The 23,426-nt window shown below is 49.9% G+C and carries 23 protein-coding genes and 2 pseudogenes; 11 read left to right on the top strand and 14 right to left on the bottom strand.

Going from position 1 to position 23,426, the window contains the following annotated elements:
- Positions 1 to 228: 228 nt before the first annotated feature.
- Positions 229 to 1,611, bottom strand: a complete 1,383-nt coding sequence (locus ACIOZM_RS12275; protein ID WP_401214023.1) for a M20 family metallopeptidase — start codon at positions 1,609 to 1,611, stop codon at positions 229 to 231.
- A gap of 152 nt (positions 1,612 to 1,763) precedes the next feature.
- Here ACIOZM_RS12275 and ACIOZM_RS12270 point away from each other — a divergent pair, with 152 nt between their 5' ends.
- On the top strand, positions 1,764 to 2,693 hold the full coding sequence (locus ACIOZM_RS12270; protein WP_401213813.1) for a LysR family transcriptional regulator: 930 nt from the start codon (positions 1,764 to 1,766) through the stop codon (positions 2,691 to 2,693).
- A gap of 34 nt (positions 2,694 to 2,727) precedes the next feature.
- Here ACIOZM_RS12270 and ACIOZM_RS12265 read toward each other — a convergent pair.
- Positions 2,728 to 3,244, bottom strand: a pseudogene (locus ACIOZM_RS12265) (DNA adenine methylase); the annotation flags it as partial.
- Positions 3,239 to 3,839, bottom strand: a pseudogene (locus ACIOZM_RS12260) (site-specific integrase); the annotation flags it as partial. The pseudogenes ACIOZM_RS12265 and ACIOZM_RS12260, both read right to left, overlap by 6 nt.
- A 794-nt stretch (positions 3,840 to 4,633) precedes the next feature.
- Between ACIOZM_RS12260 and ACIOZM_RS12255 the strand changes: the two are divergent.
- Positions 4,634 to 4,927, top strand: a complete 294-nt coding sequence (locus ACIOZM_RS12255; RefSeq protein ID WP_401213810.1) for a plasmid mobilization protein — start codon at positions 4,634 to 4,636, stop codon at positions 4,925 to 4,927.
- Complete coding sequence (locus tag ACIOZM_RS12250) at positions 4,924 to 6,078, top strand: relaxase/mobilization nuclease domain-containing protein (protein WP_401213807.1); 1,155 nt, start codon at positions 4,924 to 4,926, stop codon at positions 6,076 to 6,078. Before ACIOZM_RS12255 ends, ACIOZM_RS12250 begins: the two co-directional genes overlap by 4 nt.
- On the opposite strand, the gene ACIOZM_RS12245 is transcribed toward ACIOZM_RS12250, so the two are convergent.
- The gene (locus tag ACIOZM_RS12245; RefSeq protein ID WP_401213806.1) at positions 6,071 to 6,535 is read right to left on the bottom strand and encodes a hypothetical protein; all 465 of its coding nucleotides are present in this window, start codon (positions 6,533 to 6,535) and stop codon (positions 6,071 to 6,073) included. The genes ACIOZM_RS12250 and ACIOZM_RS12245 overlap by 8 nt on opposite strands.
- On the bottom strand, positions 6,532 to 7,191 hold the full coding sequence (locus ACIOZM_RS12240; RefSeq protein WP_401213804.1) for a hypothetical protein: 660 nt from the start codon (positions 7,189 to 7,191) through the stop codon (positions 6,532 to 6,534). Before ACIOZM_RS12240 ends, ACIOZM_RS12245 begins: the two co-directional genes overlap by 4 nt.
- Before the next feature lie 100 nt (positions 7,192 to 7,291).
- On the opposite strand from ACIOZM_RS12240, the gene ACIOZM_RS12235 reads away from it, so the two are divergent.
- Positions 7,292 to 7,531, top strand: a complete 240-nt coding sequence (locus tag ACIOZM_RS12235; RefSeq protein WP_401213801.1) for a hypothetical protein — start codon at positions 7,292 to 7,294, stop codon at positions 7,529 to 7,531.
- An 89-nt stretch (positions 7,532 to 7,620) separates the two neighbouring features.
- Here the strand turns inward: ACIOZM_RS12235 and ACIOZM_RS12230 are convergent, their stop codons facing one another.
- Entirely contained in the window at positions 7,621 to 7,746 is a 126-nt protein-coding gene (locus ACIOZM_RS12230) for a hypothetical protein (protein ID WP_401213799.1), read from the bottom strand.
- 62 nt (positions 7,747 to 7,808) lie between these two features.
- Here ACIOZM_RS12230 and ACIOZM_RS12225 point away from each other — a divergent pair, with 62 nt between their 5' ends.
- Entirely contained in the window at positions 7,809 to 8,234 is a 426-nt protein-coding gene (locus tag ACIOZM_RS12225; protein WP_401213797.1) for a hypothetical protein, read from the top strand.
- Here ACIOZM_RS12225 and ACIOZM_RS12220 read toward each other — a convergent pair.
- Positions 8,223 to 8,669 (bottom strand): hypothetical protein, encoded by a 447-nt coding sequence (locus tag ACIOZM_RS12220; protein ID WP_401213794.1) that lies wholly within the window; start codon positions 8,667 to 8,669, stop codon positions 8,223 to 8,225. The genes ACIOZM_RS12225 and ACIOZM_RS12220 overlap by 12 nt on opposite strands.
- Before the next feature lie 175 nt (positions 8,670 to 8,844).
- Here ACIOZM_RS12220 and ACIOZM_RS12215 point away from each other — a divergent pair, with 175 nt between their 5' ends.
- From ACIOZM_RS12215 to ACIOZM_RS12205, 3 genes are all read left to right on the top strand, one after another.
- Positions 8,845 to 9,825: a hypothetical protein gene (locus tag ACIOZM_RS12215; protein WP_401213792.1), complete on the top strand. Its 981-nt coding sequence runs from the start codon at positions 8,845 to 8,847 to the stop codon at positions 9,823 to 9,825.
- Positions 9,826 to 9,893: 68 nt separating this feature from the next.
- The gene (locus tag ACIOZM_RS12210; protein WP_401213790.1) at positions 9,894 to 10,235 is read left to right on the top strand and encodes a hypothetical protein; all 342 of its coding nucleotides are present in this window, start codon (positions 9,894 to 9,896) and stop codon (positions 10,233 to 10,235) included.
- On the top strand, positions 10,222 to 10,881 hold the full coding sequence (locus ACIOZM_RS12205) for a hypothetical protein (RefSeq protein WP_401213787.1): 660 nt from the start codon (positions 10,222 to 10,224) through the stop codon (positions 10,879 to 10,881). The genes ACIOZM_RS12210 and ACIOZM_RS12205 overlap by 14 nt, the downstream gene beginning before the upstream one ends.
- 2 nt (positions 10,882 to 10,883) lie before the next feature.
- Here ACIOZM_RS12205 and ACIOZM_RS12200 read toward each other — a convergent pair whose 3' ends face one another.
- The 7 genes from ACIOZM_RS12200 to ACIOZM_RS12170 all read right to left on the bottom strand — a co-directional run bounded on the left by ACIOZM_RS12200 (position 10,884) and on the right by ACIOZM_RS12170 (position 20,878).
- On the bottom strand, positions 10,884 to 13,250 hold the full coding sequence (locus ACIOZM_RS12200) for a phage tail protein (protein WP_401213784.1): 2,367 nt from the start codon (positions 13,248 to 13,250) through the stop codon (positions 10,884 to 10,886).
- 33 nt (positions 13,251 to 13,283) lie between these two features.
- On the bottom strand, positions 13,284 to 14,084 hold the full coding sequence (locus ACIOZM_RS12195; RefSeq protein WP_401213781.1) for a phage BR0599 family protein: 801 nt from the start codon (positions 14,082 to 14,084) through the stop codon (positions 13,284 to 13,286).
- Positions 14,041 to 15,573 (bottom strand): hypothetical protein, encoded by a 1,533-nt coding sequence (locus ACIOZM_RS12190; RefSeq protein WP_401213779.1) that lies wholly within the window; start codon positions 15,571 to 15,573, stop codon positions 14,041 to 14,043. Before ACIOZM_RS12190 ends, ACIOZM_RS12195 begins: the two co-directional genes overlap by 44 nt.
- On the bottom strand, positions 15,570 to 16,511 hold the full coding sequence (locus ACIOZM_RS12185) for a hypothetical protein (RefSeq protein WP_401213777.1): 942 nt from the start codon (positions 16,509 to 16,511) through the stop codon (positions 15,570 to 15,572). Before ACIOZM_RS12185 ends, ACIOZM_RS12190 begins: the two co-directional genes overlap by 4 nt.
- Positions 16,508 to 17,380 carry a hypothetical protein gene (locus tag ACIOZM_RS12180; RefSeq protein WP_401213775.1) on the bottom strand — a complete coding sequence of 291 codons (873 nt, stop codon included), beginning with the start codon at positions 17,378 to 17,380 and terminating at the stop codon, positions 16,508 to 16,510. Before ACIOZM_RS12180 ends, ACIOZM_RS12185 begins: the two co-directional genes overlap by 4 nt.
- A 35-nt stretch (positions 17,381 to 17,415) precedes the next feature.
- Positions 17,416 to 20,163 carry a phage tail tape measure protein gene (locus ACIOZM_RS12175; RefSeq protein WP_401213772.1) on the bottom strand — a complete coding sequence of 916 codons (2,748 nt, stop codon included), beginning with the start codon at positions 20,161 to 20,163 and terminating at the stop codon, positions 17,416 to 17,418.
- A 307-nt stretch (positions 20,164 to 20,470) separates the two neighbouring features.
- Positions 20,471 to 20,878 (bottom strand): hypothetical protein, encoded by a 408-nt coding sequence (locus tag ACIOZM_RS12170; protein WP_401213769.1) that lies wholly within the window; start codon positions 20,876 to 20,878, stop codon positions 20,471 to 20,473.
- 105 nt (positions 20,879 to 20,983) lie between these two features.
- On the opposite strand from ACIOZM_RS12170, the gene ACIOZM_RS12165 reads away from it, so the two are divergent.
- From ACIOZM_RS12165 to ACIOZM_RS12155, 3 genes are read left to right on the top strand one after another with little or no spacing between them, the layout of a single operon-like run.
- On the top strand, positions 20,984 to 21,331 hold the full coding sequence (locus ACIOZM_RS12165) for a hypothetical protein (protein WP_401213768.1): 348 nt from the start codon (positions 20,984 to 20,986) through the stop codon (positions 21,329 to 21,331).
- Positions 21,325 to 21,942 carry a histidine phosphatase family protein gene (locus ACIOZM_RS12160; RefSeq protein ID WP_401213766.1) on the top strand — a complete coding sequence of 206 codons (618 nt, stop codon included), beginning with the start codon at positions 21,325 to 21,327 and terminating at the stop codon, positions 21,940 to 21,942. The genes ACIOZM_RS12165 and ACIOZM_RS12160 overlap by 7 nt, the downstream gene beginning before the upstream one ends.
- 9 nt (positions 21,943 to 21,951) lie before the next feature.
- Positions 21,952 to 23,328: a hypothetical protein gene (locus tag ACIOZM_RS12155; protein WP_401213763.1), complete on the top strand. Its 1,377-nt coding sequence runs from the start codon at positions 21,952 to 21,954 to the stop codon at positions 23,326 to 23,328.
- Positions 23,329 to 23,426: the final 98 nt, after the last annotated feature.

The following is a 23,426-nucleotide window of genomic DNA, read 5'->3' as shown; positions in this document are numbered from 1 at the left end:
TAATCGATAGTTAAAATGTCACCCATCATCAAAACAAAAAAAAGTCAAGTACAATCAGGCAGAGAAAAACAGCAAACCTAGACAAAACACCAAGAGGGACAGAATCTTTAGGAGCAAGAACATTCGAGCCATCGAGAGCATCACAAAACTTTTTCAAAACACACCTCGTGCTTTATTATATTTATTGGAGTCTTCAACATCCATCGATACTAACTATTGCTCCCTATTTCATTTCTTCACACTGATAGCCCCTAGTTCCCAGAATACGTGAGTCATAATCTCTAGCCCTTCTTCAATTATTGAGCTTAGTGCGTGTTCATTGGGAGCATGCTGAGAGCAACCGGGGTACGAGTGAGGAATCCAAAGTGTTGGGAGTTCGAGCACGTTTGCGAAAATGTCATTTGGCAACGTGCCTGCTAAATTGGGAATGACGGCGATTTTTTTTGAAGTCGCCATAGAGATAACGCAGCTAGCCCATTTGGCCCAGTGATGATCGGGATCCAAACGTGTGGCAGGGCTTGAGCGGCTGACCTTTATCTGAACGTGCTCAAAGCCGTGATTATCTAGATGCTCACGTACAGCAGATTCAAGCTGCTCCCACTTGGTACCAACTACGAAACGCAATTGGCAAAACGCGGACGCTTTCGATGGAATCGCGTTGACGGGCCTTTGTGGATTTCCCGCTGTCATCGCGAGTACCTCCAGCGTATTCCATCCGAAGAGTTTCTCTCCCAGAGACAGGCCTGGCTCTCCCCAACCCTCGTCGAGTTCTCTTCCCAGAGAGTTCTTTGTGATTTCCAAGTCCGCGATGGACTGCCGCACAGAATCAGGAATTTGAGATGGCAGCAGACCTGCACATTTGATACGACCAGTAGAATCCACCAAAGCAGAAATGGCATTTGCCAACACGATGGCCGGATTCATCATCACACCGCCCCAGTTTCCTGAATGCAGTGCTTGTTCTCGCGCCTGAACCTCCAGAGAAAAGATTACGGAACCTCTAGACCCCAGAAATAAGGTAGGGCGTCGTGCATTCAATCGAGGGCCGTCTGAAGCTAGGAAAACGTCCGCATGTAATAGCTCTTTATGCTGCGTACAAAACTCACGCAGTCCAGGTGACCCACACTCTTCACCTGTTTCAAAAAGCATTTTTATGTTGAAGCCCAGCTTTCCATTTCTTGCACTAATTACGGACTCCAGCGCAGCAAGGTTAATGCTGTGTTGCCCCTTGTTATCAGCAGTTCCGCGTCCGTACCAATGATCTCCTTCTATCGATAACTGCCACGGGCTACGCCCCTCCCCCCATTGTTCAGCATGCCCTGGGACTACGTCGCCATGCCCATATGAGAGGACAGTGTGCAATTCATCAGACTCATGCCGCTGAGCAAATAACAGTGGGCAACCTTTTTCCGGGTTTTCCATGAGTTCGCAGGTAAAACCAAGGCGGGACAAGTGCGCAACGATTTCAGTTACCAAATATGCCGCAAGGGCTGGATTCTCTGCAGACGACTGACTGTCGCTTTCGATCGCCACCCGACGGCGAAGATCCCCCTCAAACCTCCCATCAGAGAGGTAGGTACGAGAGTTGGCCAGTGCTTCTGATTTACTCATTTCAAACCCGCTGCTGATGGAATGTATTGCCAATATAAGATCAAGAATCAATTCTTGAAATTGCCGTTTTTCAACGGCATCATTCCAAAAAATCGAACGCACAACGTTTGGTCTGAAGACAAAAAGCAATTCATCATTGAAAGGTGAAGCAGATGGAATACAGATACTTTTTAGCGGTTGCTGAAACTGGATCTCTAGCTGAAGCGAGCAAACGCCTTCACATTGCAACAAGCGCTATAAGTCGGCAAATTGTTATTCTTGAAGAGCATATAGGAACTAAACTATTCGACCGACAGGCCCGCGGAATGTACTTAACTGCAGCGGGACATACTCTCGCCGAACATGCCAAGCGTGCCAGGCTTGATGATGAGACAGTTTGGGTATCAATAAGAGATAACGATTTTTCACGCGCTCGCGTAATCCGATTAGCTTCGACCGAAGGACTATCGAGATATTTTCTTCCAAAAGTTATGGCAAACTTCTTAAAGCCAACATCAGAAATAAATTTTGTAATAACCGTTGCATCCCCCTCAGATTGCATAAAAATGGTCAACGATGGCGATGCAGATATCGGTTTAATATTTAGCACTGCGCCGATACAAAATATAAAAATCGAATACTCCTGTCGCTCTCCAATATGTGCCTTGATGCGGATAGGACACCCACTGGCAAGTTCAAAACAGCTATCCCTGGCTGATCTCAACGCTTTTCCCGTGGCTGTCACTCAGCAAGGAACCACTCAACGACAGCTGTTTGACTTGGTATGTCAAATGGAGAATTTGAAATTTTCTGAGGTACTTGTTTGCAATTATTCTGGCGCCATTCATGAGTTCGTCCGCCAAACAGACGCAATTACGCTTGGAAGCGAAATCAGCCATGGCGGGATGCACCAGGACGGACTTACCTCAGTAAACCTGACAAATTTTCAGCTTTCACAACGAGACATCTTAGTTTTAACCATGCCGAAGCGAACACTCCCCCCCGCGGTACACGATTTCTTAGAAACATTGAAATCTCACTTGCAATTACATGGAATCCTACGGCCTGATCAATCAAAGAAACACGGAGGAGAGAACTCCTAATGCAGGAAACATTCTCAAACTAAAAAACTCTTTTTTAAAAATAAACTTTCAGCACCCTAGGCTCCCTGTTCATGATTACTAGTTCGCCACTAGTCTCAGCCTTTACCTGCCGCTGTTAGGTCGTGGTATAGCGAATATCCAAGGTCTCGAAGTGAAAACCTTCGAACACGCGGCGGATGTCCGGATGATCATTGATGCTGACCATCACCTTGCCTTTACAGCAGCGTATGAAGCCAACCATCCGGTCGTAGCGTTCAGCGCATTCAAGCAAGGGGAGGCTTTCAAGGTAGGTGCCGGACAGGCGCTGCCACGCGACCGAGAGGTTTTCCTCGATGCGCAGCAAGTTGATGGCCGGTGCGGTGGTTGCCGTGCCGAACGTCTGACCGGAGATCTTGTCGGCGAAGGCATGGTGCTGCAGGTAGAAGAATCGCGCGACGCGCTGGATGTCGGTGAGGATTTCGGGGCGGGTCATTTTCTGCCATTCGAACACCTGCCGCGAACTGAGCGCACATTTGAACTGTGCGGACGAATTCTTCGAGGTGGTTCTGTATCTCGAAGAAATGCGCCATAAGCTTGTCCAACTCCTCCAGCGTCGGCCGGCACTTACGCTCCTTGCTCTTGCTCACCATGCTTAGCTTACAAACACCTTGCGCGCACTATGCATCGCTAGCGGACCTATCTCATAGCCCCACTCAGGCTGCGCCACAGACAACACCGCACCCAAGTGCGGCAGATCATTACCGACCGTCTGCGCCTGAACGCTTCCGCCTTCTTTACTCATCCGTCACTGTGTGAATTCTACGTGCTTCTGACTGGTCAGCGCCGAGTCGACGAGGTCGCCCAACCAATTGTCCTTTATTGCATTGAGTGTTGCGCTCTTTGTCTTACCAAGCGCCCGAATCTTTTCGTACTCATCCAAGTACTGCTCGATCATCTTCCTTATCGTTACACCCTTGCGGTTCGCGCGCTCGATTGCACCAGGCTCAGCCAACGCCGTCTCCCGACGCTCTGTCCAAGCCTGCGCGATCAGCTTGCGGTCGAAGGTTGGGCTTTCCTGATAAACTGTGCGCCCGTTCCGATTGATCCGTATTTGCGCCGAAAGGCCGTCGAGTTGTCCTTGCGCTTGCGTGATGTGATCGTGCCCATTTCCAGTTGCTACATTTGCCGAACTCGCTTGCTACATTAGTTGGCAATCAACCTCGGTAAGCAAAGGAAGTGGGTAAAAACCGCTGTATAAAAGATCAGTACCAATGAATTTCGAAAAGCCTGAAGCGACCGTAAACACTAGCCCCGCCCGTTCCGAGCCGTCTCGCCGCTTCAGTGTGGCGCCGATGATGGATTGGACTGCATAAGCAAGTTTTCCGTGGCTTACAGATCATGTCGTGTGTAATAGCTGTGCAATCGCACGCACACCATCGCTACATCTCTTCTCCACCTCCCATCCGGCTGGACTGATGCTGACTGGACAGACCGATCACTCGACCCCAGCAATCCTGGCACTACCGACTGGCACTATCCATTTTCCCCTGACTCACCTGGTGTGATCCCGGCCTGAATTTCTGATGCTGGTCAGCACGCTGACCCTCCATGCGACTTTTACAAACACCCACTGCGAATTCGCAAGAGCACACTGCGGTTTCGCACTCCACTACTGCGAAGGTCACACTAACTGATTGCGAATTCACTCTAGTGACTTGCGATTTCGCACTCCCATACTGTGATTTCGCATTCACACCTTGCGAAAGTTGCGGTATACAAATAAATAAATAAAAAATAAATAGCAAAACACTATCAACACCCAAAGCTCCATTTGCATAATGAGTCTAGAGCTTGTTTATAGCCAGTTGTGTCTATGTCAGACAAGTAAGACTAGATACTCACATCCCTCCGGGTGTTGCGTTAAAGGGCTCGATAATTAGAACAATAAAAGGTGAGCCAAGATGAAAACTTTTCAGAGACAAACCAAAGAATCACGCATCACCCTGCGACTAAACAAAACTGAGCTCGATACTCTGAATGCCAAAGTCGCTGAGGCTGGCTACAAGTCCGCCGGAGCGTTTATTCGGGACTACGTTGCCAACGGTCAAGTTAAACCCAAAGTCACCCAGGATGTCGTCCAGATCGCCAGGGAGTTGATGAACCTCGCATCAATGATCAACGCCGACCGCCCAGGCAGTGAGCTCTTGGAGAAGGTGAAGTACATCGCTCAGGTAAACCTGGGAGGTGTGAAATGATTGGCAAGATTTTTCCGAAGTCAGCAGGCTCTTTCAAGAACCGCATTCGATACATCTTCGGCTGTACGAAGCACGACCACGAGATCAGCGGCATCCGTACCATCAGCTTCAACACAATGAGCCGCGATCCTCTGCCAGGCGTCCTGCAAGGCAACGAATCAGACCTGTCTGAGATGATCAGGGAGTTCGATCAGGTAGAGACGCTCAGGCGCTTCGCTATTGACTCAGAGAAAGCCATTAAGCCGGTCTTCCACGCCATGATGTCCTTGCGCCCCGGAGAGTCCCTGACAACCCCGCAATGGCGTCAGGCGGTCACGAAGTACATGACAGACTTAGGCTTCGATGAGAGCAATCAATACGTCGCCGTGATGCACCAGGATAAGGATCATCAACACGTTCACATCGTCGCAAACCGCATCCGCCTGGACGACACCTTCAGCATGGTCAAAGACAGCAACGAGCGAAGCATAAGCCTTGAGTCAGTGTCCGGCATCGAAGACGGCTTCAACCTGTCGAAAGCACCGAAGCCAAAGGACACATGGGGCGTCTCGATCTCTCACGCAGAACTCCAAGCCTCGATCCGCGACAACGACCTGCCCTTGAAGCACAAGATGATCGCAAAGATCGCAGGCGCTATCGAAGCCACCAACCAGGCTCAAGGCGACATGTTCACGTTCACCAGGTTGCTCAGGAAGCAAAAGGTCTATATCAACCTCACCCTCAACGAGGACGGTCAGCCTAAGGGGATCTCGTTCGAGTTTGATGGCAAACATATAAGCGGCAGGCAGCTAAAGCGCTCCAGACTCACGTGGCACAAACTAATTACACAAGAAGGAATTAACTATGACCCAGAAACCATTTCAGAACTTCAGGACGAAATTGCAAGAAGAGATAGCGAAGAACAAGAAAGAGCTAGAATCTACTACTATGAATTCATCGCAGTCAGCGGGCGCAGAAGAAAGCCAATTTACATCAAGTTCACAGCAAGGGATTACGAAGTTCAAAAGATGATCAAGGAAATTCTGGAACTCATCGATGCTATATTTGACGCGCTATTCAAGCCTCAGGAGTGCAGGCTCAAGCGAAAGTACATTGAGTATGTACCTGGACAGCAATTAAATATTTCCGACGAACTAGAGCTAGCTATTTGAGGAGGCGCTTGTAGTAGTTCATTAGTAATCTGGCGTCGAGCAACGCATGATGCGGAAGCTCGGGCGCATCTTCACCCGGCACGTCTTTATCATTGAATATGTCAATCAAATTGAGTGGTCTATTGGATACATTAATCGGCCATTTTCCGTTGTGGTAAGCGATATCACAGAAGAACTCCCAGTCCCATGCGGGCGCGTCAGACATGATTTCGGCATTATCGAAGCGACCCAGGAACGCCAACAATTCCTGCCTTGCAGCGTCCAGTGAAATTGAGGCGCTACTTCCAGTTAGCTGTGGCAACACCCTCTCAACAACGAAATCACTGCAGTCAGCTAGGACGTAATTATCGCTAAGCTCGAAGTAGAGCTCTTGATCGTCTTCAGCAACCAGCGCCATAGAGATGAGCCTGGCGGTAGCATTGAGCTGTGTGAATTCGCAGTCCACAACAATTTTCATAGCGGCTCCCCACGTGCCAGCTCGTGTTTAGCTATCATGTCCATTTCTACCTCCCAAAGCCGTACAAACTTCTCCCAATCGTACGCATAATTCCCACGGATCGTAGCTGTCGAGCCCGCGCTAGCTTGCTGGAAACGTTCGCACCAGGGTTCTGGAATATCATCGTGAGCGACGTAGTCAATCCACCCAGGTACTGAGGTGACGGGCACCATCGCCACGACCTCATGAATACCCAGCGCAAACGCCTCCCCAATGGGATCTGTCTCGTCTGCATCCCTGATTGCCGACAGTAATTTCAGGAATGGCTCAGCCGACTTAGATCCCGGCTCGATCAACTCTAGTCGCCACATCGCATCCCGACGGTTTCGCTCACGGTCGTAAAGCCTGCGCCAAACAACCCGAAACTCATCGAACTCATGCTTGAGACCTTGGGTAGTTTCTCTATCAGCCAACAGGAGGCCAACAACGTCTTCAAGTCTGAAGTCAACAATAGAATCAAGGCTATTCGGATGCACGCCACGAAGTGCCAGTGTGTATGCAAATCTTGTCAATTCATCTGTAGCACCAGACCTCTTAAATCTATCGTCAACTGACTTATTTTCTAGATACAACTTAGCTACGGGCTGCGCATTCAAAATACTTCTGAAACCTTTCATAGCATGCAGTTCCTTAACTCCACAATTCCAATGCTAGTGTTTGCTGGCAAACCTTGCAAGCAGTACAATGTAGGTTATTGGTCTTGGGTCTATTTAATTCATGGATAGTAAATATAACAGCGTGGCAGATCAGGTTTTGGCTCTAGCTGAGGAGCATGGAATTACCGCCGAACTGGGTCGCATTGACAACATGGCCAATACCTTCTCAAGGCTATCTGGAGATGATGTGAAACTTAATAATATTGAAGTTCTGCTAATTCACTTAGTGCGGAAGGAAGCCATCAGTCAGGAAGAGATGTTTTCTTTGCTCGAAGGATACCTGGATGAGTCGAAGTCATGAGTTCAAGATCTCTTATCTATGAGGCGGTTGTTCGCGAAGTGAAGCATGAAGTCTATGTTGAGGGGCTCGTGTTCGGCATTGTCGACGACTCAACGAAAGACGGCGACCGTATGACTACCCACCGAATCCGTAAGGCCTGGGTAGATGGTGACGGAATCGGCGCTGTCGACAGCCAGGGGAACGAATTCCTCGTAATCGACGTTGATCAGACTCATCCATCGGCTCCGACTAGCCTGCATCGGTTGTTTGCGCTCGCGTATCTCAGCCGGAGGGAATCATGAGAATCAACTGGTTTGTGCCTGTACGAGCGCTGTGGAGCCTGCTGGGGTGGGTCGTGCATCAGATCAATGTTTGGGGTGGAATTCTGATTTCGATCCCCCTGATTCCCCTAATCTGGTTTTTTGTAATGATGATGAAGGGAGCTCGCCGTGTGGGCAGGATGATAAAGCGGGCTTTCAGCCCCTCTGACCACGTGCTCAGCGAAGTCGTAGCGGACGAAGCTGGCTGGATCTATGGCCAAGTGGACGGCGACACGACTGCTTTCGGGCTTTTCGCAGAGATGCACGTCGAAGCACGCTTGGTCAAAGAAGGCATGGTGCTCCGTGACCGCAACGGCAAAACCTTCCTCCTAACGCACTTCGAAAAAGGCCAGAAACCTGCGCCCCTGGCCACCTTGCTGGCTGAGTCGTTCTTACGAGAGTAAATGCCTCAGCTGTTCTCTCGATAGACGCATGATCTCCGGCACTGTGTATACCTTCCTGGACACCAGTGCCTTGGCGAGATCATATGCATCCATGTCCCCACCAACGCTCCCCACGGCTCCCATGAGAGCGAGTTGGTCGTACTCCGATAGCTGCGCCTCTCTCAAAGCTTTTTCGGCCTCCGACTTAGCCAGCTTCGCTCGAACTTCAATATCCAGTTCATCGGCACGCCTTTCTGCACGATTTGAAAGTGCGCGTAAGCCGGCTTCGCCGAATATTTCGATTACATCCAGCGCAATATCAATAACTTCCTGAAGTTCCTGCGCATCATCATGTTCATATGAAAGTCCGCACCCACAATCTTTTCTATGTAAATCCCCACTTTTAATAAGTGCGTCCGCGATAGCCTGGTGATTAACTGAAATCTTGATGCCCATTATTATTTTCCTTTTTTTGGCTCATTTATAAACATCATATTGAATTGGACTCGCCGACTCAATAAATAAATGCAATCTATATGAAGGTAGTTTGATGTCAAATAGCCCGCCCATGCTATTGCGCTGCCTGGAACCCCTTATATAATGGGCTTATACAGAGATTTCGGAGCTCAAGATGAGCAAAAAGCTGTCGGCATTACTTGTCGCAATCGCATTCCTTTTGTCTAGCGTAACTGCAATTTCGGTTGCGCTTGCTATGTATGCGTTGATTGAAGATAAGAAACTGGCCCTCCTATTTGCGACTGCAGCCGTGCTATTGGATATCTTCAAGTATCTGGCGTGGCCGATTGCTGTCCGGGTTTTGCGCGGTGTGAGTGCAGCACTTACTATTACCTGCGCCCTGTTGCTTTCGGGTGTTAGCGGCTGGGCTACTTATGATCGACTGATGACTTCGATTAGCGTCAGCAAGGCCACCCATGAAGTGATGACTACTGAGCGTGTAGCCGCACTTACAACAATGGCTCAGAAAGACTCAGCATTAATCTCCCAGCTTGATAAAGAGATCTCTGATTCAGGGGCGCAGGCTAACGATCTCCGCGCTCGTGGAATGGTTTCTAAAGCCCTGGAACTTGAAGAATCAGTAAGTTCTCGTGCGGCAGCTCAGCGCGCTCAGGCACTAGCACGCCTTAATGCAGGCTCACTGGAGATCGCGCACATCAAATCTGGTGTTGCTAAAGCGTCGAGCCTGCCACCGCTGCTTGCGCAGTTTCTGTGCCTGGGCTTCGCAATGGCCCTGGAGATAGTACCGGCACTCATCCTGGCTGGCGTCAGAAGCGCTGGACGCTCTAGGACGGGTGTTGTAGCCTCAGGCGCTAGCGAAACGCCATCATCGGAAGTTAAGGTGACTGGCATGCCACAGGAGGTGATGGAAACGCCAGAAACGCCGAAAACTGGAGAAACGCTGCCGGATTCCAACGCAGAAATCCTGAAAACCCTGGTTGTTCACGCAAAAACCTTGGCACCCGGCACGCCGGTGAAGCTCAAGGAATTCGCGAAAAACTCACGGATCGGGAACCTCCGAGCTGGTCAGATTTTCAGGAACGCAGAGAGTTTGGGAATTATTAGAAAAACCACAATTGGGTATGTAACTGCGTAGTAAAAACGCTTTTCACGCTAGTTGCCTACACGTAGCATTGATGCAAACTTACAGAGCAAGGGAGTTGTATGCGTATCTATCGAGTGGTATGGGCAGTATTTATGTTTAGCGTCGTCGCGCCAGGTTTTCTACTCGCGTCTGCGACTGAGCTTCAAACATTCAGCGAGACAGTAATTTCTGCACGCAATTTGCTGCACGGCTATCATGCCCCATCTCTAGTTATGGACTTGCTCGGATATCCAATTGCGATAATGGCAACGATCCTACCTGGCTCTAGCACATTACTTCCCTTCCTGGGTGAAATGATCTGGGAAAATGTTGGAGTATTCCTCCTTGGCGCTGCACTGCTTAATGTTGAGCCCCCATTCTATAAGCGTGAAGCTGAGGAATTAGAACATGCTGCGGCGTAAAACTTTCGCTAAGTTCTTTGCTTTTATGTGTGTGTTCTGGGTTGTCGGAGAAATTTTCCTGGGCTACAACAGAACCCTCATGGCTGACACATTTACCGGCAATGTGTATCTGTATACTCAGAATAACGGAGCAAAGCTTCTAACGCCGCTCCATGCAAAAATCAAGGTAGATATAATCGACAAGGGTTTCATCTACGACCGAGTCAACGATATTTCAAAGTCCGGACTTCGAATTAAGTTTACCGGCGATACAACCGTCCTGAAGCAGTACGGAATTGATCCCGGCATGATGATAGAGGACTCTCAAGGTGGTCTCTGCGAAATCAGAAAATCCGACTCAGGGGTTCAGCAACCACTTTTCCTTGCAGGCATGAAAACTGAGCATGTGGCTTGGGAGACAAATTATGAGTCCGCACATCACCTGACTTTCTACAAAATCCAAAAAGATGATGTTGACTGCAAGACGATACACCTGGGCATTCTAAACTCAACAAGTATCCAGATCGTCATGGACAACCTGAACGGACAAGGAATGATCTTTGCGGATCTAGAACGCGACAGTCATATACCATTCATTCAGCGAATGGTGATGAAGCTTCGCTCTGATTCTGATGGTGAGAAAGCTAAGTTTCTGGTCAAGAACTAATCTCACCGGGTCACGCTTATCCCAGCGGCGACTGAATCCGTAAACCCTGGCTTTTGAGCACTGATCTCAAAAGTCAGGCTGCTGTAATAGCCCCCACCATTAAGCACAGCTTCATCAGCAAACGCCCATGATTCACCAGTGATCCCGCTGACAGTTTTGACGACACTACCGCCAGATTTCACGACCACCTGGTAGGTCGCATCCGTCACCTGAGTCTCGTCGTTGCCATTGAACACAACCGCAGGCAACGCCCCATCACGCCTCCGCCAGGTAACAGTTGCAACGCCTGAGATCTGCCTGCCCTCAAGCCCATTGACCCTCACACGCCCAGGCGTCCATGGGGCTAGGTTGGCACCGGCAACACTGTACGAATGCACGACAGCCTCATCGACATCGAGCACTCCAGTTTGCGTCCTGGGGAGCATTCTGAGCGACACAGACTCACTCTTCGCATACTGCCAGTCAGTCACTCCAAAACCCTCGGAAACAGCCCATGCGCGAGCTCCCGCTGGGTGCGCCAAAGGCTGCGTGTTGAATAGCCCACGGTTGACCAGACCAAGATTCACAGTCGTTGAATTGCCAGCCACAGCGTTCTGATACGAGATCCACTCTTTTCCCAGGGCGCTGACGATAAGCATCAACCCCAGGCCCTGACGAACCTCTTCCTGCGTGATCGACGACAGCTCTGCAGATGGCCCCGATAGCACAAGGCTCACATCCGTCCATCCAGTACCCATGGCTTTCGTAGTCGAGAAAAGAGGCGTGAAAGGCATCGCCCCTGCGTCGACGTACCCGCTATCAACACCCCCTTTGACCTGCAGTTGGTAGTCCAGCGCAACGCCAGGATTTTCAGCAACAACGAGCACGCTGCTCACCGTTTGGTTTGTCGTCAAAATCGTCGGAGCATCGATGATGTCGAAGCGCGTGATGTCCGTGGCGTCGAAGGTTGGCTTTGTCCATTGGCGCTCGGAGCCATCGGCGTAGATACTCATAAAGACCCCAAAGACGTCCTGCACGAGCGTGAGCCTGACTGGGCTATCACCCGGAGCGCCAAGGTCAACACCGGTTACCCGCATAACCAAGTTATCGGCACCCACTGCAGGCCAAGAAAGTCTCACGACATCCCCGACTTCGGCATTGAACGCGTGCCTAAAACATTCAGCGGTGCAGGTCGCTAGGGGCACAGAGATGCTGGACATCTCCCGCATTGCAATCTCTGAGGCCAGCTTGCGGTTGCTGACCATTGGCATCTGAACCGTCTGGCCATCGCTGTCGCCCTTATGAATTCTGAGAGCATTGTTTTGAGCGATCACCGTGCGCTCAGTGAAGTCATCGTCGATGCTCGTGTATTTGAGCTTCACTTCGTTGATTGCAGTCTCTAGAGACCCCCTGGTGAAGCCACTGAGGTTTCGAATTATCGAGGCATTGAAGATGGGGAGATCATCAAATTCGTAGTCGTTACGGATGAGTTTGAGTTTCAGGGCTCCCGTCCTCGGATCGGTCTGGAGCGAACCCTGAATCACACGCTTTATGTCGTCGATCACGTCTCCAGCGGTAGTCGATGAATCGATCACTACAGAGATGCCCATGCCTTCACTGAAGAGCGTTTTAGCGGCGGACATGAAAGAATCCAGGTCGATTGACGAGTAGCCAAGGTCTGCGCCGTAGAGTCCGTGCGTGATCATTTCGTAGATAAAAAAAGCAGGGTTTGCGTCGAGTCCAATTTGTTCGTAGTCGCTGAAGCGCTCATCCGGGGATTTCGGAAATCTTGAGACGACGAAGCTGGTTGCTTGCGGGCTCGACGAGTTCCCAATGTACATGCCCTCCATTACGCAATACGACACGCCACGGATCGCAGACACGAGGTCGCTCCCAACCTTACCAACCAGGTATTCATTCGCCGTCTGCGTCAAAGCGCCTGAGTAAAACCTCATCGTCCCAGAGATACCACCAGAGCCATTCGTGTCACCGCCGAATAGAGCGGGCTTGTTGATTTGGATAGGGCCACCAGTGCTAAGCCCTGACCAGGCAATATCGTCACCAAATTTGATTTCGCGTAGCTGGACGTCAGGGCCGTGGCAGATGCCGAGCTGCACCCCCATGAAGTAACGGTAGCCAGTGACGGTTTTTTTCGAGCTGAACATCCCCTTGGTGACTGTCTTGATCGCAGTATTACGCAGGTCTCCATACCACAGGACGTTCGGCCCCGAGATCCTTCGAGTACCCGCCAGAACCTGAATTGGACGCTCTGCGGCAGACGGGAAACTGAAGTCCTCAAGACCTGCTGCTGTCGGCTTTTCGGTTTTAGGCTGCATCCTAGCGACCATGATCATCGATAGGACGAACATCGCCATCATGAAGTAAACCATGCTTACCTTCTTATTATTCTTATGGGTATATTATTAGTAAACTTGAAAAGGGTTATCAGTCGGAATAGTCAGGAACCCCAAAAAATTAGCGAAGTTATCAAAGGAATGGCACGACGCCGCAGAGTGATCGCACCCTTTAGCGACTTGAATAGCATCACCAACCTTGAGTCCATCAATCGGAGACATAAGCTTAAATGCATTACCGGAACAGGATGTGATCATGCGGAAATCACTTCCGTTCTTTGATAACAAACCTGTGATGTAGTAGTCGTCCTCGTTTTTCTTACTGGCTACTTCGACCGTGAAGCCGTTGTCTTTGATTGCAGTGACGGTCGTGTCTTCTTGCCAATCCTGAATCTGCAAGCCGCACCTGGTGTCATAGAGGTGGTGGTTGCACTGGCTTTGGTAGCCGCAGCGAAGCACTTGGCGTGTGAGGGATCTGGAGACAGGATTGCAGGCCAAGGACGCGATGGAGTTGTTCCAGGTTACGCTCGTGACTTCTCCTGCGAAAACGTTGATCGACTCACCTGGGAGGTCGCGCTGTGTTTGAAAAACCTTGATCGCAACGTGGTTTGACGGCAAATGTGAGCGGAACAGCAAGGGGACTGGGGAGTCGCCGGGCATGTTCAGTGTGAGCTGATTCTTGTAATCCTCAGCGGTACGCTGAACTTTTTCGCGTTTGAGGCTCATGGGTTTGTAGATCAGACCGTCAGTGTGGAGGTGCTGTCTGCTGCCAGACGTGTAAGCGTACTTTTCCGTACCGTGTTCAAACAGGAAGAGTTCGATAGGTCTAGATAGTGATAGCGCTTGCTGTATCGATTGCAGGGTCAGCATAAAGTAATTGCCTGATATTTTTAGTTATAGTCGACACTTCGTTGGTGTCGAAGATGTATCGGAATTCGTCAGAATCAAAACGAGCAAGGTAAAGCGGTACGATTGTTTCGATATCGCTGATTTTAAGGTTGTTCGTGGATTCTTTTGTTGTGATTGTTTCGGTGCCGTCTGGGTTGATCGTGGCGATCAGGATTGTCCTGTAAATAGTAGTTCCATTGTACAGTTTAATTGCGACTATTGGGGTGAGCGAACTGTTATTGGCAAAGTTGCTGTATCCACTGTTTTTTATTCTGATTTTGTATGTTGGTACGACAATGTCTTCGCTGAGTTCGAAAGCTTGTCCAGGGCCTTCGGTGTAGAACTCGCCCTGGGCGCCGTTCATGATCTCCGCGAAGTCCTCAAAACGCTTACGTTCCTGCTCGGAGAAAAAGGTAAAGGTTTGCCCGAGGATCTTCACCGTGCCCCTGGTGCGGTCGTAGATGCTGCGTGCTCCGATGAGAGGATCGAGGATCTCGCGGCGGCGGTTATACTGAGTCGTGACATCCTTGGAGCGATCCGGTCTGAACGGGAAGATTGGTCGGGCGTTCAGGCGCTCGAAGTCGTCGACTGGCGTTGGTTTCTGGATCTGCGTTTCGTCGAGATCGAAGGTGACTGTGTGCTGGTCGAAGCCCCGCAGGATAGAGGTGGAATTCGACTCGTCAGAGGGGTACGCGATACGCAACGGGACTACGATTGCCGACTCCGAGAAGTCATTCTTAGCAAGAGTTACTAGGGCCACTTCCAGGCCTTCCACTGACTCCACGGACAGAACTTCGTGACGATCATTTTCTGATATCAGGATGGTTTCTGAGCTCGCCAGGTGTGCCGACAGATCAGCCAGGGAGATGCGTGCGTCCCCAATCGAGATGCCACGGGACAATCGGCACTGCAGGGGCCACAGGGGGATGAGCATGTTTCCAGTGGACGTAGCTAGCTTGTTATCAAAATGATATTGCTGCTCATCAATCATGCTGTACAGATAGCTCAGCGAGCATCGCGGTGTATCGCGAAGAGCTACGCGTTGCTCAGTGCCATCAAAAGACTCGATAACCTCAGTCAGGTACTGAATGCTCATTTCTGGCTGAGTCGACCAGTCGATGCGCTCAGGCATTACAACGGACATCGAAGCGGCAAGCCTGAAGCTGTATTCAGATCCAGACCCGAAGTCGAAAGACGCCCTGTAGTCGACGAGTCCATTTGCTTGGTTCAGGAAAACCTTGTAGTCAACCGACTCGAAAGACGCCAGTGCGCCCGATGTTATCCCTTCGAGCTCGATGCCGAACGCCCCCGTCTGCGTTACGCCAGCCAACTGCATTGGCGATGTGGATGAGTGCCACAGCTCGAAGCGAAACTCTGCACTTGGCACAACAACCCCGGCGTCGATAGAGGCTGGGGTTAGGAAGACGTTATCGAAGAAATAAGTGCCGAAGCTCTTGCCGATTTGGTTCATGACGCAGCGTCCAGCAATACGGCAATGCCGAGGTTAAAGTGAGGGTAATTACGATCAGTCGGGAACGCCTTGACGTACTGCGGAAACACCAGGAACTGATGAGCTCCCAGCTCGTAAGTAGCCCCAGGCTCGAAGGCATCCATCGGCACAAAGAACAACTCTGGCAGCTCGGCAAACGGTGCAAATCCACCAGAGAATTCAGTGAAAAGAGTGATTGGGATCAGCCCATCCAGCCCACCCACCAAACCCTTCGCACGCGACACTGTTCCGACGTTTCCGTACTCAGTACCATTTTGGTGAAAGTGCGGAACACCGATCAAAGCTCCCTGACTACTTGGTCTCAGCGGCCCCCACGTCCGGCCACCAACATCCCATCCCGACCACTCCGTGTGTGCTAGGCGAACGCCAAACGTTGCGTACGCATTCGCAAACAACGGCTGTTTCTGGCTGCTCAAGTAGCTCTCTGTCGACGTCACAAACTGACCGCCCGAGCCCGGAGATAGCACCGGCAACATTCCGAACGACAAGCACGAATACAACCCTCCTGCGCGCTCAGTGACGAACATCACCAAATCATCGCCGATAAAGAAATGACATGTGCCGGCGCTTTCGCCAGATTCCACACAGCTTTTTGGAGAAGACTGAAAACCTGGTTGACTGACGAAGCCAGCAGTGTCGCTGTACCCGCTCGCAGCTGAGACGATAACCCCGTGCTGGCCGATGCTGCTGGCTGCGTAGTAGTCGACGTATGGGCTCGACTCTCCAAAGCTACGAAGGCAGAAGAATGAGGAACCCTTTGATATCAGGAGCTGGATACCAATCCGTGGGTCTGCGAAACCCCCATACCGGTTCACAACCCAGCCTTCGATTTCAAGACGTTGCTTGATGACAGCAACCAGGTCATCGGCTGATGCATAGCGAGATGAGTAGTGCCTCATACCAGCCTCAGCCCATAAGTCTCTGTGACCTTGGACACGTTCGGCACGACCAGGTAATCAACCCCATCTACGGAAATTAAAGACTCAGCAGCACGCCCCTGGGGGATCGCGAAAACACCATCCAGGCATCCCTGCCACATCCCGTCATCGGCATTCAGAACATCGGTATCAGACCCACGGCCAGAGCTAATAACCAGGGACGGGTACACCACTGCACCGCCGTCGATCTTGCCCCGCAAACGGTGGTACTTACCGTCGAACGGATGGATAAAGGAATATGAATACGAGTACGGAAACTCGCTCTTGAACGATGTATCGCCACCGGAATTCCCTCCCACGATCTGCCAGGCACCGCTAGGCAAACAGACCTTTGGGCAGTATTGGTTGCCACCAGACATAAATGGGTAGGCAGACTCCTTAGACCCACCGAGCTCCCCAGATCCACCGATGAAGCACGGAAACGAATACACCTTGTTAGAGCCGAACGGCAGGATCAGTCCTGTATAGAACGAATAGTACGATGCCCCCGATTTGATGACTCCGCACAAGCGCCGAGAATTCACCAGCGTCCAGACCTTCACCAGCCCAGCAGGCAGGACAAAGCGAGGAAGGAATGGGGAGTACGAATAGCTGAACCCACCCGATTGAGATGCAACAGGTTGATCAGGATCGAAAACCTGGAATGCCTGAACCTCAACAATTCCAGCGCCGATCACAAACGCAACAAACCCAGCGCCGCCAGGTAACCCGAACACTTTCTCAGAAGAAGTATCTCGTACTACTGTCCAGCCATTTGACGGCAAAATATCAGCACATAAAGATGAAAGCCACTCGGCACCAGTGGCGTAAGTTTGGATAGCTACTGTCATTGTTTTTATTCTTATTTGTCAGGAGCTATATATTATCACAAATTTTTAAGTTCAGCCCTATTAGCCCTCATGAAGTTCATAAACACACGTTCACCATCTGGGCCTTCAAGAGCACTTGCAATAGATGGGGCATCAAGAACGTTGTTGATTATAAAGCGCGGAGATTGATCTGCCTGACTCTTGCCCCCCTTGCCATAATTATCCCTGTGGCGCGGACTGTTCTCGGTTAATACTTCTTCACCTTTTTTACCAATTATCAGGGCCTCATCCTTAGTTAATCCTAAATTGGGCATTTGACCGATAATCCCCCCGGTATGGAACTTCGGCAGTCCACCGGTAGAGCCTCCAGAGCCCCCGAGATTTCCCAGCATGCCCATCAAGCTGCCAGCCCCAGAACTCGCCCCTCCGGTGTACGCAGAAAGCATCGACTGAATAGCCAGCTGTATCAGCAGCTTCGCAATGATCTTCGATACCTCTGTCAGCACGCCTTGGGCAAAATCAGCAAACGCGTCCTTCGCAGATTTAGTACCAGAGATGAAGTCCGTAAAAAGCCCCTCAAGCCCGCCCTGCAGGCTACTAGATACTTTATCAGTAAGGGTCTGGAGATCGAAGACCTCTGCACGAGCGTCCTGTGCGGCTTTCTTGACCTTGTCCAGATCTGCGGGATTGCCAGTTACCTCGGCAGCTTTTGTTCCTCGTTCCTCAAGTTTGTTCGACTGATCCAGGTAGTCGAGCGGAGATATCTGATGCTTCTCAAGCTTTGACTTCAAAGTCGCATACTGACGCTCGATCTCTTGCATCTCTGCCTGAGCTTTCTTCGCGCTGATCAACTTCTGAATCGCCGTGGAGTCGTCGCCCAATGACTCCATGTTCTTAATTGTGTCCTTGAAATCCGACTCGATCTTTTTGATGTCAGCGCTGAAGAGGTCGCCGCCGATTGCCAGGAGCTCAATCTGTGCGTCAGCTTTAATCTGAGCCAGTTGCTGCCTTATCTGTCCAACCTCTGCGGCCCGGTCGGCTTTGAGCAGAGCCGATTGGTTTACGAGCTCTGCGCCAATCGTTGCCTGGTCGGCTCGCTTGGAGGTGATCTCGGCCTCAAGTTGGTTGATGGTGGCCAAGATGCCAGGCCGGTCATTTAAGTTTTGGGTCGCGCCAAGGAGCTTTTGCTGACCAGCAAGGCTGCCTTGGAGAGCCTTGATGTCGACTTCCAGAGAGCGCTTTTTCTGCTCGCTCAGCTTCTTTGCGGCTTCCATCTCGATACGGAATTTTTCATCAGCGATCTGGACTGCTGACAGGTTTTCGAGGCGAGCACGTTCCTGGAGCCCAGAGAGCTCGACCTGCTTTTTCGTATCGATCTTGGAGATCGTGATATCAATTTCTTTCTTCGCGAGATCAGCCTGTAACTGAGCTTGGGTGGCTGCGATTTGGGCTGATGCGGCAGCATTTTTGGTCTGGAGCTTAACGATCTTGTCCTGGTCGGACTTGTCCTTTCGTCTCGCTAACTCAGCATTTGTTTTGTCTTCGTTTTCAAGAACCTTGGCCTTGATCTTTGCCATGGTTTCTTCGGTTTGTTTCTGGTAGTCGCCATCATTCCAGACTTTGAAGTTTTCAAGGCCAGACTTGTGGGCTTCGTCTTTCAGTACCTGAAGTTGCTTGATCGTCTCGCTGATGCTTTTGTTTTCAGTAGCAACCTGGATGGGTTTACTTGACGATTCCTGGAGCCCGGAAAGAACACCCTGGAATTTCGAGATCTGACCGGCAGCTAAATCGAGGTTGAACGTGTTGGCAAACTGCTTCATCGGCTCGATAAAAGTGGAGTTCAGGAACTCCAGGTTTTTTGCGAATGCCGCTCTGAAGATGTTTACGAGGCCGTTGGCACTTTTCGTGTAGATCGAGTCGAGAAACTGGAATTGCTTCAAGTTAAACTCGGCGAAGGAAAGAACTACTTCCTTCATTGCACTATAGGCAACCACGAACGCGTTCTTTACCTGGGTGGTAAAATTTAGGCTGGCTACAACGCCCGAAAATACATCAAGGAAGGTCTGCCCAATGTCCTTGACAGGTGCTTGAGTATCTTTTGAGATTCCGACTATGGCTTCAGTCACCATCTCTGTCAGGGCGGTCAACTCAGGAGCGATGTTTGCGACGATTTTGTTAAATGCTGTGCTACCAACTTTTTCAAGCTGGACGAATGACTTCCCTAGCTGGGAAACAGTCAGAGTGTCTACATCCGACAGGGTAAGATTTAGTCGCTCAGCCTCGGCGCGAAGCCTTTTGAATTCAGCCCCACCGTTGCGCAGAACTGGAAGAAGGTTCCGCAGGGAGTCAGACCCGATTTGGTCAAGGAATGTGAAAGCTGAGTTATCAGACATTCCCTTAATCGTCTCGGAAATTTTGTCGAGCTGTTCCAGAGGATTGAGCTTGTTAAATTTCTCGGCGGAGATGTTCAGGACTTCAAAGAAGTCGACTGCGCCACCAGAGCCAATAGAACTGAATTCCTCAACTTTGATTCTGACTTCATCTAAAGCATCCAGAAACTGGTCAGGTTTGACGTTTGCGCCATTAAATGCTGCGTACTGCGCTGCAGTTAGGTCTTGCATAGTTACGCCGAGGCGCTTCGCAGCGAAGTCCAATTCAGTCATCTGCTCAATAGCATCATGAAACTTGAATGCGAGACCAACGCTAGCAGCCAGTGCCGTAATTTTACTGAAAGAACTTGTGAGTATGTTGGATGCTTCGTCCTTAGCTTTAAGGACTAAATTGATTACAGCATTACTAGCCATATTTATTGCTCTCCGGCAATTTTCATCATCAAATCGTTAAACGGTTTTGAATCCCCTGAAACGCAAGATATTCGACTCAGGTGATTTCCATACATCTCCCCAAATAGCTGCTCGCGGCTAAGTTCTTTTTGAACTACAGCAATCCTGAACAGCTTTCGAATGGAGTATTTGTATGGATTGAGGGCTGGGGTGTTGTGTCCCCTAGATATTAGGAACTCGCAGTTAGAGACAAGAACGCCGATAAACGTATCTAACTCGTCACCATCCTCAGCGCTCTCTTTGCGTTTCCTCTCTGCTTCAAAGTCTTTTACTTTTTCAGCAGCTGTACGATTGTCGGCCCGAGTTTGATCAGACTTTTTTTTAGACCGTCAGGAAAAGTAAGCGAGAAAACTGTAGCAAGCAGTTCAACCTGGGTCATCAGGGGAAGGTTTTGTACGTGCGCAGCAGCATCAGGTTCTTTACAGCCAAGAGCGATACACGCAGCACCAAAGCCAGGAAACTGAAGCATGATGCCCTTCGAGTTGTCGGTATCCTTGAGGTCTTCTTTGGCATTCTGCAAGAAGATAGCGCCCAGGATTTTGCCGTGGCTATCCACCAAGCGGACAAAGTCCTCAGTTGTTAATCCATACACATCAAAGGATACTTCCGACTTATTTTCAACAGTTTGACTAATGACAACTTTCTTAAATGGAACAACGAGGTCGAGCAGAGACATTTGAAGGCCTTTCTTATTATTATTTTTATATACCCATCATATCATTTCGATTGACACAGATGGGCGGGCAGTCAAGAATGCTTTGAGCTCAAAAGGCATGAGGCCATGATGCATAAGATTTCAGAATTGACGCTTGCTGAACGTGATGATTATGTTTGCCGTCAAAGTGTGGCTGTGCTGCAAGTTAGCGGGTATGACATGCCTTCGGGAGTTGCACTGGATTACCTATTGGATTCTGAATCGCAGGATGGTTATCGGTTTGATGTTCTGGACTGCGTGTTTAACTGCATCTCGTTTATTCTTGAGCACAAGCGAGACGATGCAGAAGTAAAAGAAGCTATGGAAAATATGCTGATTCAGGTGGATGCGGAGCACGTGCATCGTCTGACTGATCGGTTGTTCAAGATTGCCAAGAGTGCGGCTAAGGATGATCTGGAGCCCATCGAATGCTGAAAGTCAGGTTTATTCGACATGGTGAGAGTGCTGCGAACGCTGGCACTGCAACGTCCGATCCGGCCCTCATCCCGCTGACTGACCTGGGCTGGGCGCAGGCGCGGGCTGTAGCGGATTCGTTCGATGTAGCGCCCGATCTGATCGTGATGTCGCCGTTTGAGCGCGCCCAGGATACTGCGCTGCCTACCATCCAAAAGTTTCCAGGGTGTCCGGTTGAGATTTGGCCAGTAGAAGAGTTTACATACCTGTCACCGTCTAGGTGTGCCAACACGACTGCTGCTGAGCGGAAGCCATGGGTAGACGCCTACTGGGGTTCGGCTGATCCGGATTTCGAGGATTGGCCTGGTACAGAGTCGTTCAGTCACCTGATCAGGAGAGCCAGGACTGTTTTGATTCGCCTGAACACCATGACCGGTGAGGGAGTGGTCTTTGGACACGGTCAGTTTATGCAAGCAGTACGTTGGCTCGTTACCTATTGCCCAGAAATGATCAACTCAGACTCAATGCGTGATTTCAGGGTTTTCGATATTAGCAACCCAATTGCTAATGGTGAATGTATTGAGTTCAGGTTCGATGGTCGCGCCTGGAATTTAGTAGTCGATAATAAATAAGGGATTAAAATGAGCAAATTCGCTATGAAGCCAATGGACGTTAAGCGTTTCAGTGCTCTGGTTGGGCCGTCTAGAACTCCAGGCGCGGCGTATATAAGCAAAGAGCTGGCCTGGTTTAGTAATTCCGACGAATCAATTTTGGGATCTATACTGTTAGATATCGAAGATACTGAATTTGTCTCAATTCTCTTAGGACGAGATGAAGTCGGTAGATACCGTTTGTTTGATTTAAAGCACGGGATGAAATCACCTAAAAAGGCTGAGGATTGGCTCGCCAAACGAATGGAGCATCATACTGCCACTGGCAAAAAGGTCTTTGAGCAAGGGGATGCCACTGGCGAGGCAATGGATCTGTTCACCCCTATCGTTGCGGATAAGAAGCTCCATCCATTTTTTTTGAGACTTCGAGACGAACCGTCCTTCTCTTCTGCAAAGGAGATTATCGCTGAGATGGCTCCGCACTTTGTGGATATTGATGGTAACTACGTTGAGCAGTTCCAGTCTACGGGCTTCGATGCGAGGCTGTGGGAGCTCTACCTAAACGCCTACATTGTGGAAGAAGCTCTATTCTTCGACCGAGAGCACTATGCTCCTGACTTCCTAGTAAAGAAGTTCGGAAAAACCGTTGCCATCGAAGCTGTAATAGTGGGAAGGAAGACTGCTGTTACGGATGAAACTATAAATCGGCCAATCGAGGCAATGTCCCCTGAAGAGCTGATGGAGAAAACCAGGGATGAAATGCCAATTAAATTCGGCAGCCCGTTATTTTCGAAACTTAAGAAAGAATATTGGAAGCTGGATCATGTTGCAGGAAACCCTTTGGTCATTGCTATTGCCGACTTTCATGATAACCAATCAATGACATGGAGTGGCACAGCCCTATTGCAATACCTCTACGGAGTACGTCATGACTTCCACAGGGATGACGAAGGTAATTTAATTATTTCTCCATTGAAAATTGAGACCCACCAGGTCGGAGACAAAGTAATTCCATCAGGGTACTTTTTTCAGCCAGATGCCGAAAATATCAGCGCAATATTGTTTACCGCTGGTGGAACCATCTCTAAATTTAATCGTATGGGCAAACAAGCTGGATTTGGAAGTGCGTCCGTTATAATGCACAGGGCTGGAACTTACCATGACCATGATCCAAATGCCTCACTCCCTAAAATGTTCGGATATGAAGTGAACGAGACCTGTCAGGAGACTTGGGCAGAGGGGGTGTCAATGTTCCACAATCCAGATGCACTACACCCTGTTCCTAGGGAGCTTTTTCCATCGATTGCCCATCATAGATTCGATGACGGTCAGATCGTAAGTGACCTGCCAGAATTTCATACCTATGCGTCGCAAACCTTCATGCTAAACATAACCGACAAGAAATAAATTAAGGGGCCCGAAGAGGTCATACCCAGGAGATACATCGCTTGCGCTTTGGACACCATAGCGTGTCGTTGTATCGGGCTTTTGAGCATCAGACGTTA

The sequence above is a fragment of the Pseudomonas sp. NPDC087346 genome (genome assembly GCF_044744235.1).
GTDB lineage: Bacteria > Pseudomonadota > Gammaproteobacteria > Pseudomonadales > Pseudomonadaceae > Aquipseudomonas.
Note: the sequence above shows the minus strand (reverse complement) of the source record. Positions and strands in the feature narration are given on the sequence as shown.

What these genes read in the sequence shown, in the direction of transcription:
- ACIOZM_RS12155 (WP_401213763.1), top strand. Translation starts at nt 21,952, where the DNA reads ATGAGCAAATTCGCTATGAAGCCAATGGACGTTAAGCGTTTCAGTGCT.
- ACIOZM_RS12185 (WP_401213777.1), bottom strand. Translation starts at nt 16,511, where the DNA reads ATGAGGCACTACTCATCTCGCTATGCATCAGCCGATGACCTGGTTGCT.
- ACIOZM_RS12180 (WP_401213775.1), bottom strand. Translation starts at nt 17,380, where the DNA reads ATGACAGTAGCTATCCAAACTTACGCCACTGGTGCCGAGTGGCTTTCA.
- ACIOZM_RS12200 (WP_401213784.1), bottom strand. Translation starts at nt 13,250, where the DNA reads ATGGTTTACTTCATGATGGCGATGTTCGTCCTATCGATGATCATGGTC.
- ACIOZM_RS12175 (WP_401213772.1), bottom strand. Translation starts at nt 20,163, where the DNA reads ATGGCTAGTAATGCTGTAATCAATTTAGTCCTTAAAGCTAAGGACGAA.
- ACIOZM_RS12270 (WP_401213813.1), top strand. Translation starts at nt 1,764, where the DNA reads ATGGAATACAGATACTTTTTAGCGGTTGCTGAAACTGGATCTCTAGCT.
- ACIOZM_RS12195 (WP_401213781.1), bottom strand. Translation starts at nt 14,084, where the DNA reads ATGCTGACCCTGCAATCGATACAGCAAGCGCTATCACTATCTAGACCT.
- ACIOZM_RS12165 (WP_401213768.1), top strand. Translation starts at nt 20,984, where the DNA reads ATGATGCATAAGATTTCAGAATTGACGCTTGCTGAACGTGATGATTAT.
- ACIOZM_RS12215 (WP_401213792.1), top strand. Translation starts at nt 8,845, where the DNA reads ATGAGCAAAAAGCTGTCGGCATTACTTGTCGCAATCGCATTCCTTTTG.
- ACIOZM_RS12210 (WP_401213790.1), top strand. Translation starts at nt 9,894, where the DNA reads ATGCGTATCTATCGAGTGGTATGGGCAGTATTTATGTTTAGCGTCGTC.
- ACIOZM_RS12275 (WP_401214023.1), bottom strand. Translation starts at nt 1,611, where the DNA reads ATGAGTAAATCAGAAGCACTGGCCAACTCTCGTACCTACCTCTCTGAT.
- ACIOZM_RS12170 (WP_401213769.1), bottom strand. Translation starts at nt 20,878, where the DNA reads ATGTCTCTGCTCGACCTCGTTGTTCCATTTAAGAAAGTTGTCATTAGT.
- ACIOZM_RS12255 (WP_401213810.1), top strand. Translation starts at nt 4,634, where the DNA reads ATGAAAACTTTTCAGAGACAAACCAAAGAATCACGCATCACCCTGCGA.
- ACIOZM_RS12220 (WP_401213794.1), bottom strand. Translation starts at nt 8,669, where the DNA reads ATGGGCATCAAGATTTCAGTTAATCACCAGGCTATCGCGGACGCACTT.
- ACIOZM_RS12230 (WP_401213799.1), bottom strand. Translation starts at nt 7,746, where the DNA reads ATGAGTCTGATCAACGTCGATTACGAGGAATTCGTTCCCCTGGCTGTC.
- ACIOZM_RS12225 (WP_401213797.1), top strand. Translation starts at nt 7,809, where the DNA reads ATGAGAATCAACTGGTTTGTGCCTGTACGAGCGCTGTGGAGCCTGCTG.
- ACIOZM_RS12160 (WP_401213766.1), top strand. Translation starts at nt 21,325, where the DNA reads ATGCTGAAAGTCAGGTTTATTCGACATGGTGAGAGTGCTGCGAACGCT.
- ACIOZM_RS12235 (WP_401213801.1), top strand. Translation starts at nt 7,292, where the DNA reads ATGGATAGTAAATATAACAGCGTGGCAGATCAGGTTTTGGCTCTAGCT.
- ACIOZM_RS12250 (WP_401213807.1), top strand. Translation starts at nt 4,924, where the DNA reads ATGATTGGCAAGATTTTTCCGAAGTCAGCAGGCTCTTTCAAGAACCGC.
- ACIOZM_RS12240 (WP_401213804.1), bottom strand. Translation starts at nt 7,191, where the DNA reads ATGAAAGGTTTCAGAAGTATTTTGAATGCGCAGCCCGTAGCTAAGTTG.
- ACIOZM_RS12205 (WP_401213787.1), top strand. Translation starts at nt 10,222, where the DNA reads ATGCTGCGGCGTAAAACTTTCGCTAAGTTCTTTGCTTTTATGTGTGTG.
- ACIOZM_RS12190 (WP_401213779.1), bottom strand. Translation starts at nt 15,573, where the DNA reads ATGAACCAAATCGGCAAGAGCTTCGGCACTTATTTCTTCGATAACGTC.
- ACIOZM_RS12245 (WP_401213806.1), bottom strand. Translation starts at nt 6,535, where the DNA reads ATGAAAATTGTTGTGGACTGCGAATTCACACAGCTCAATGCTACCGCC.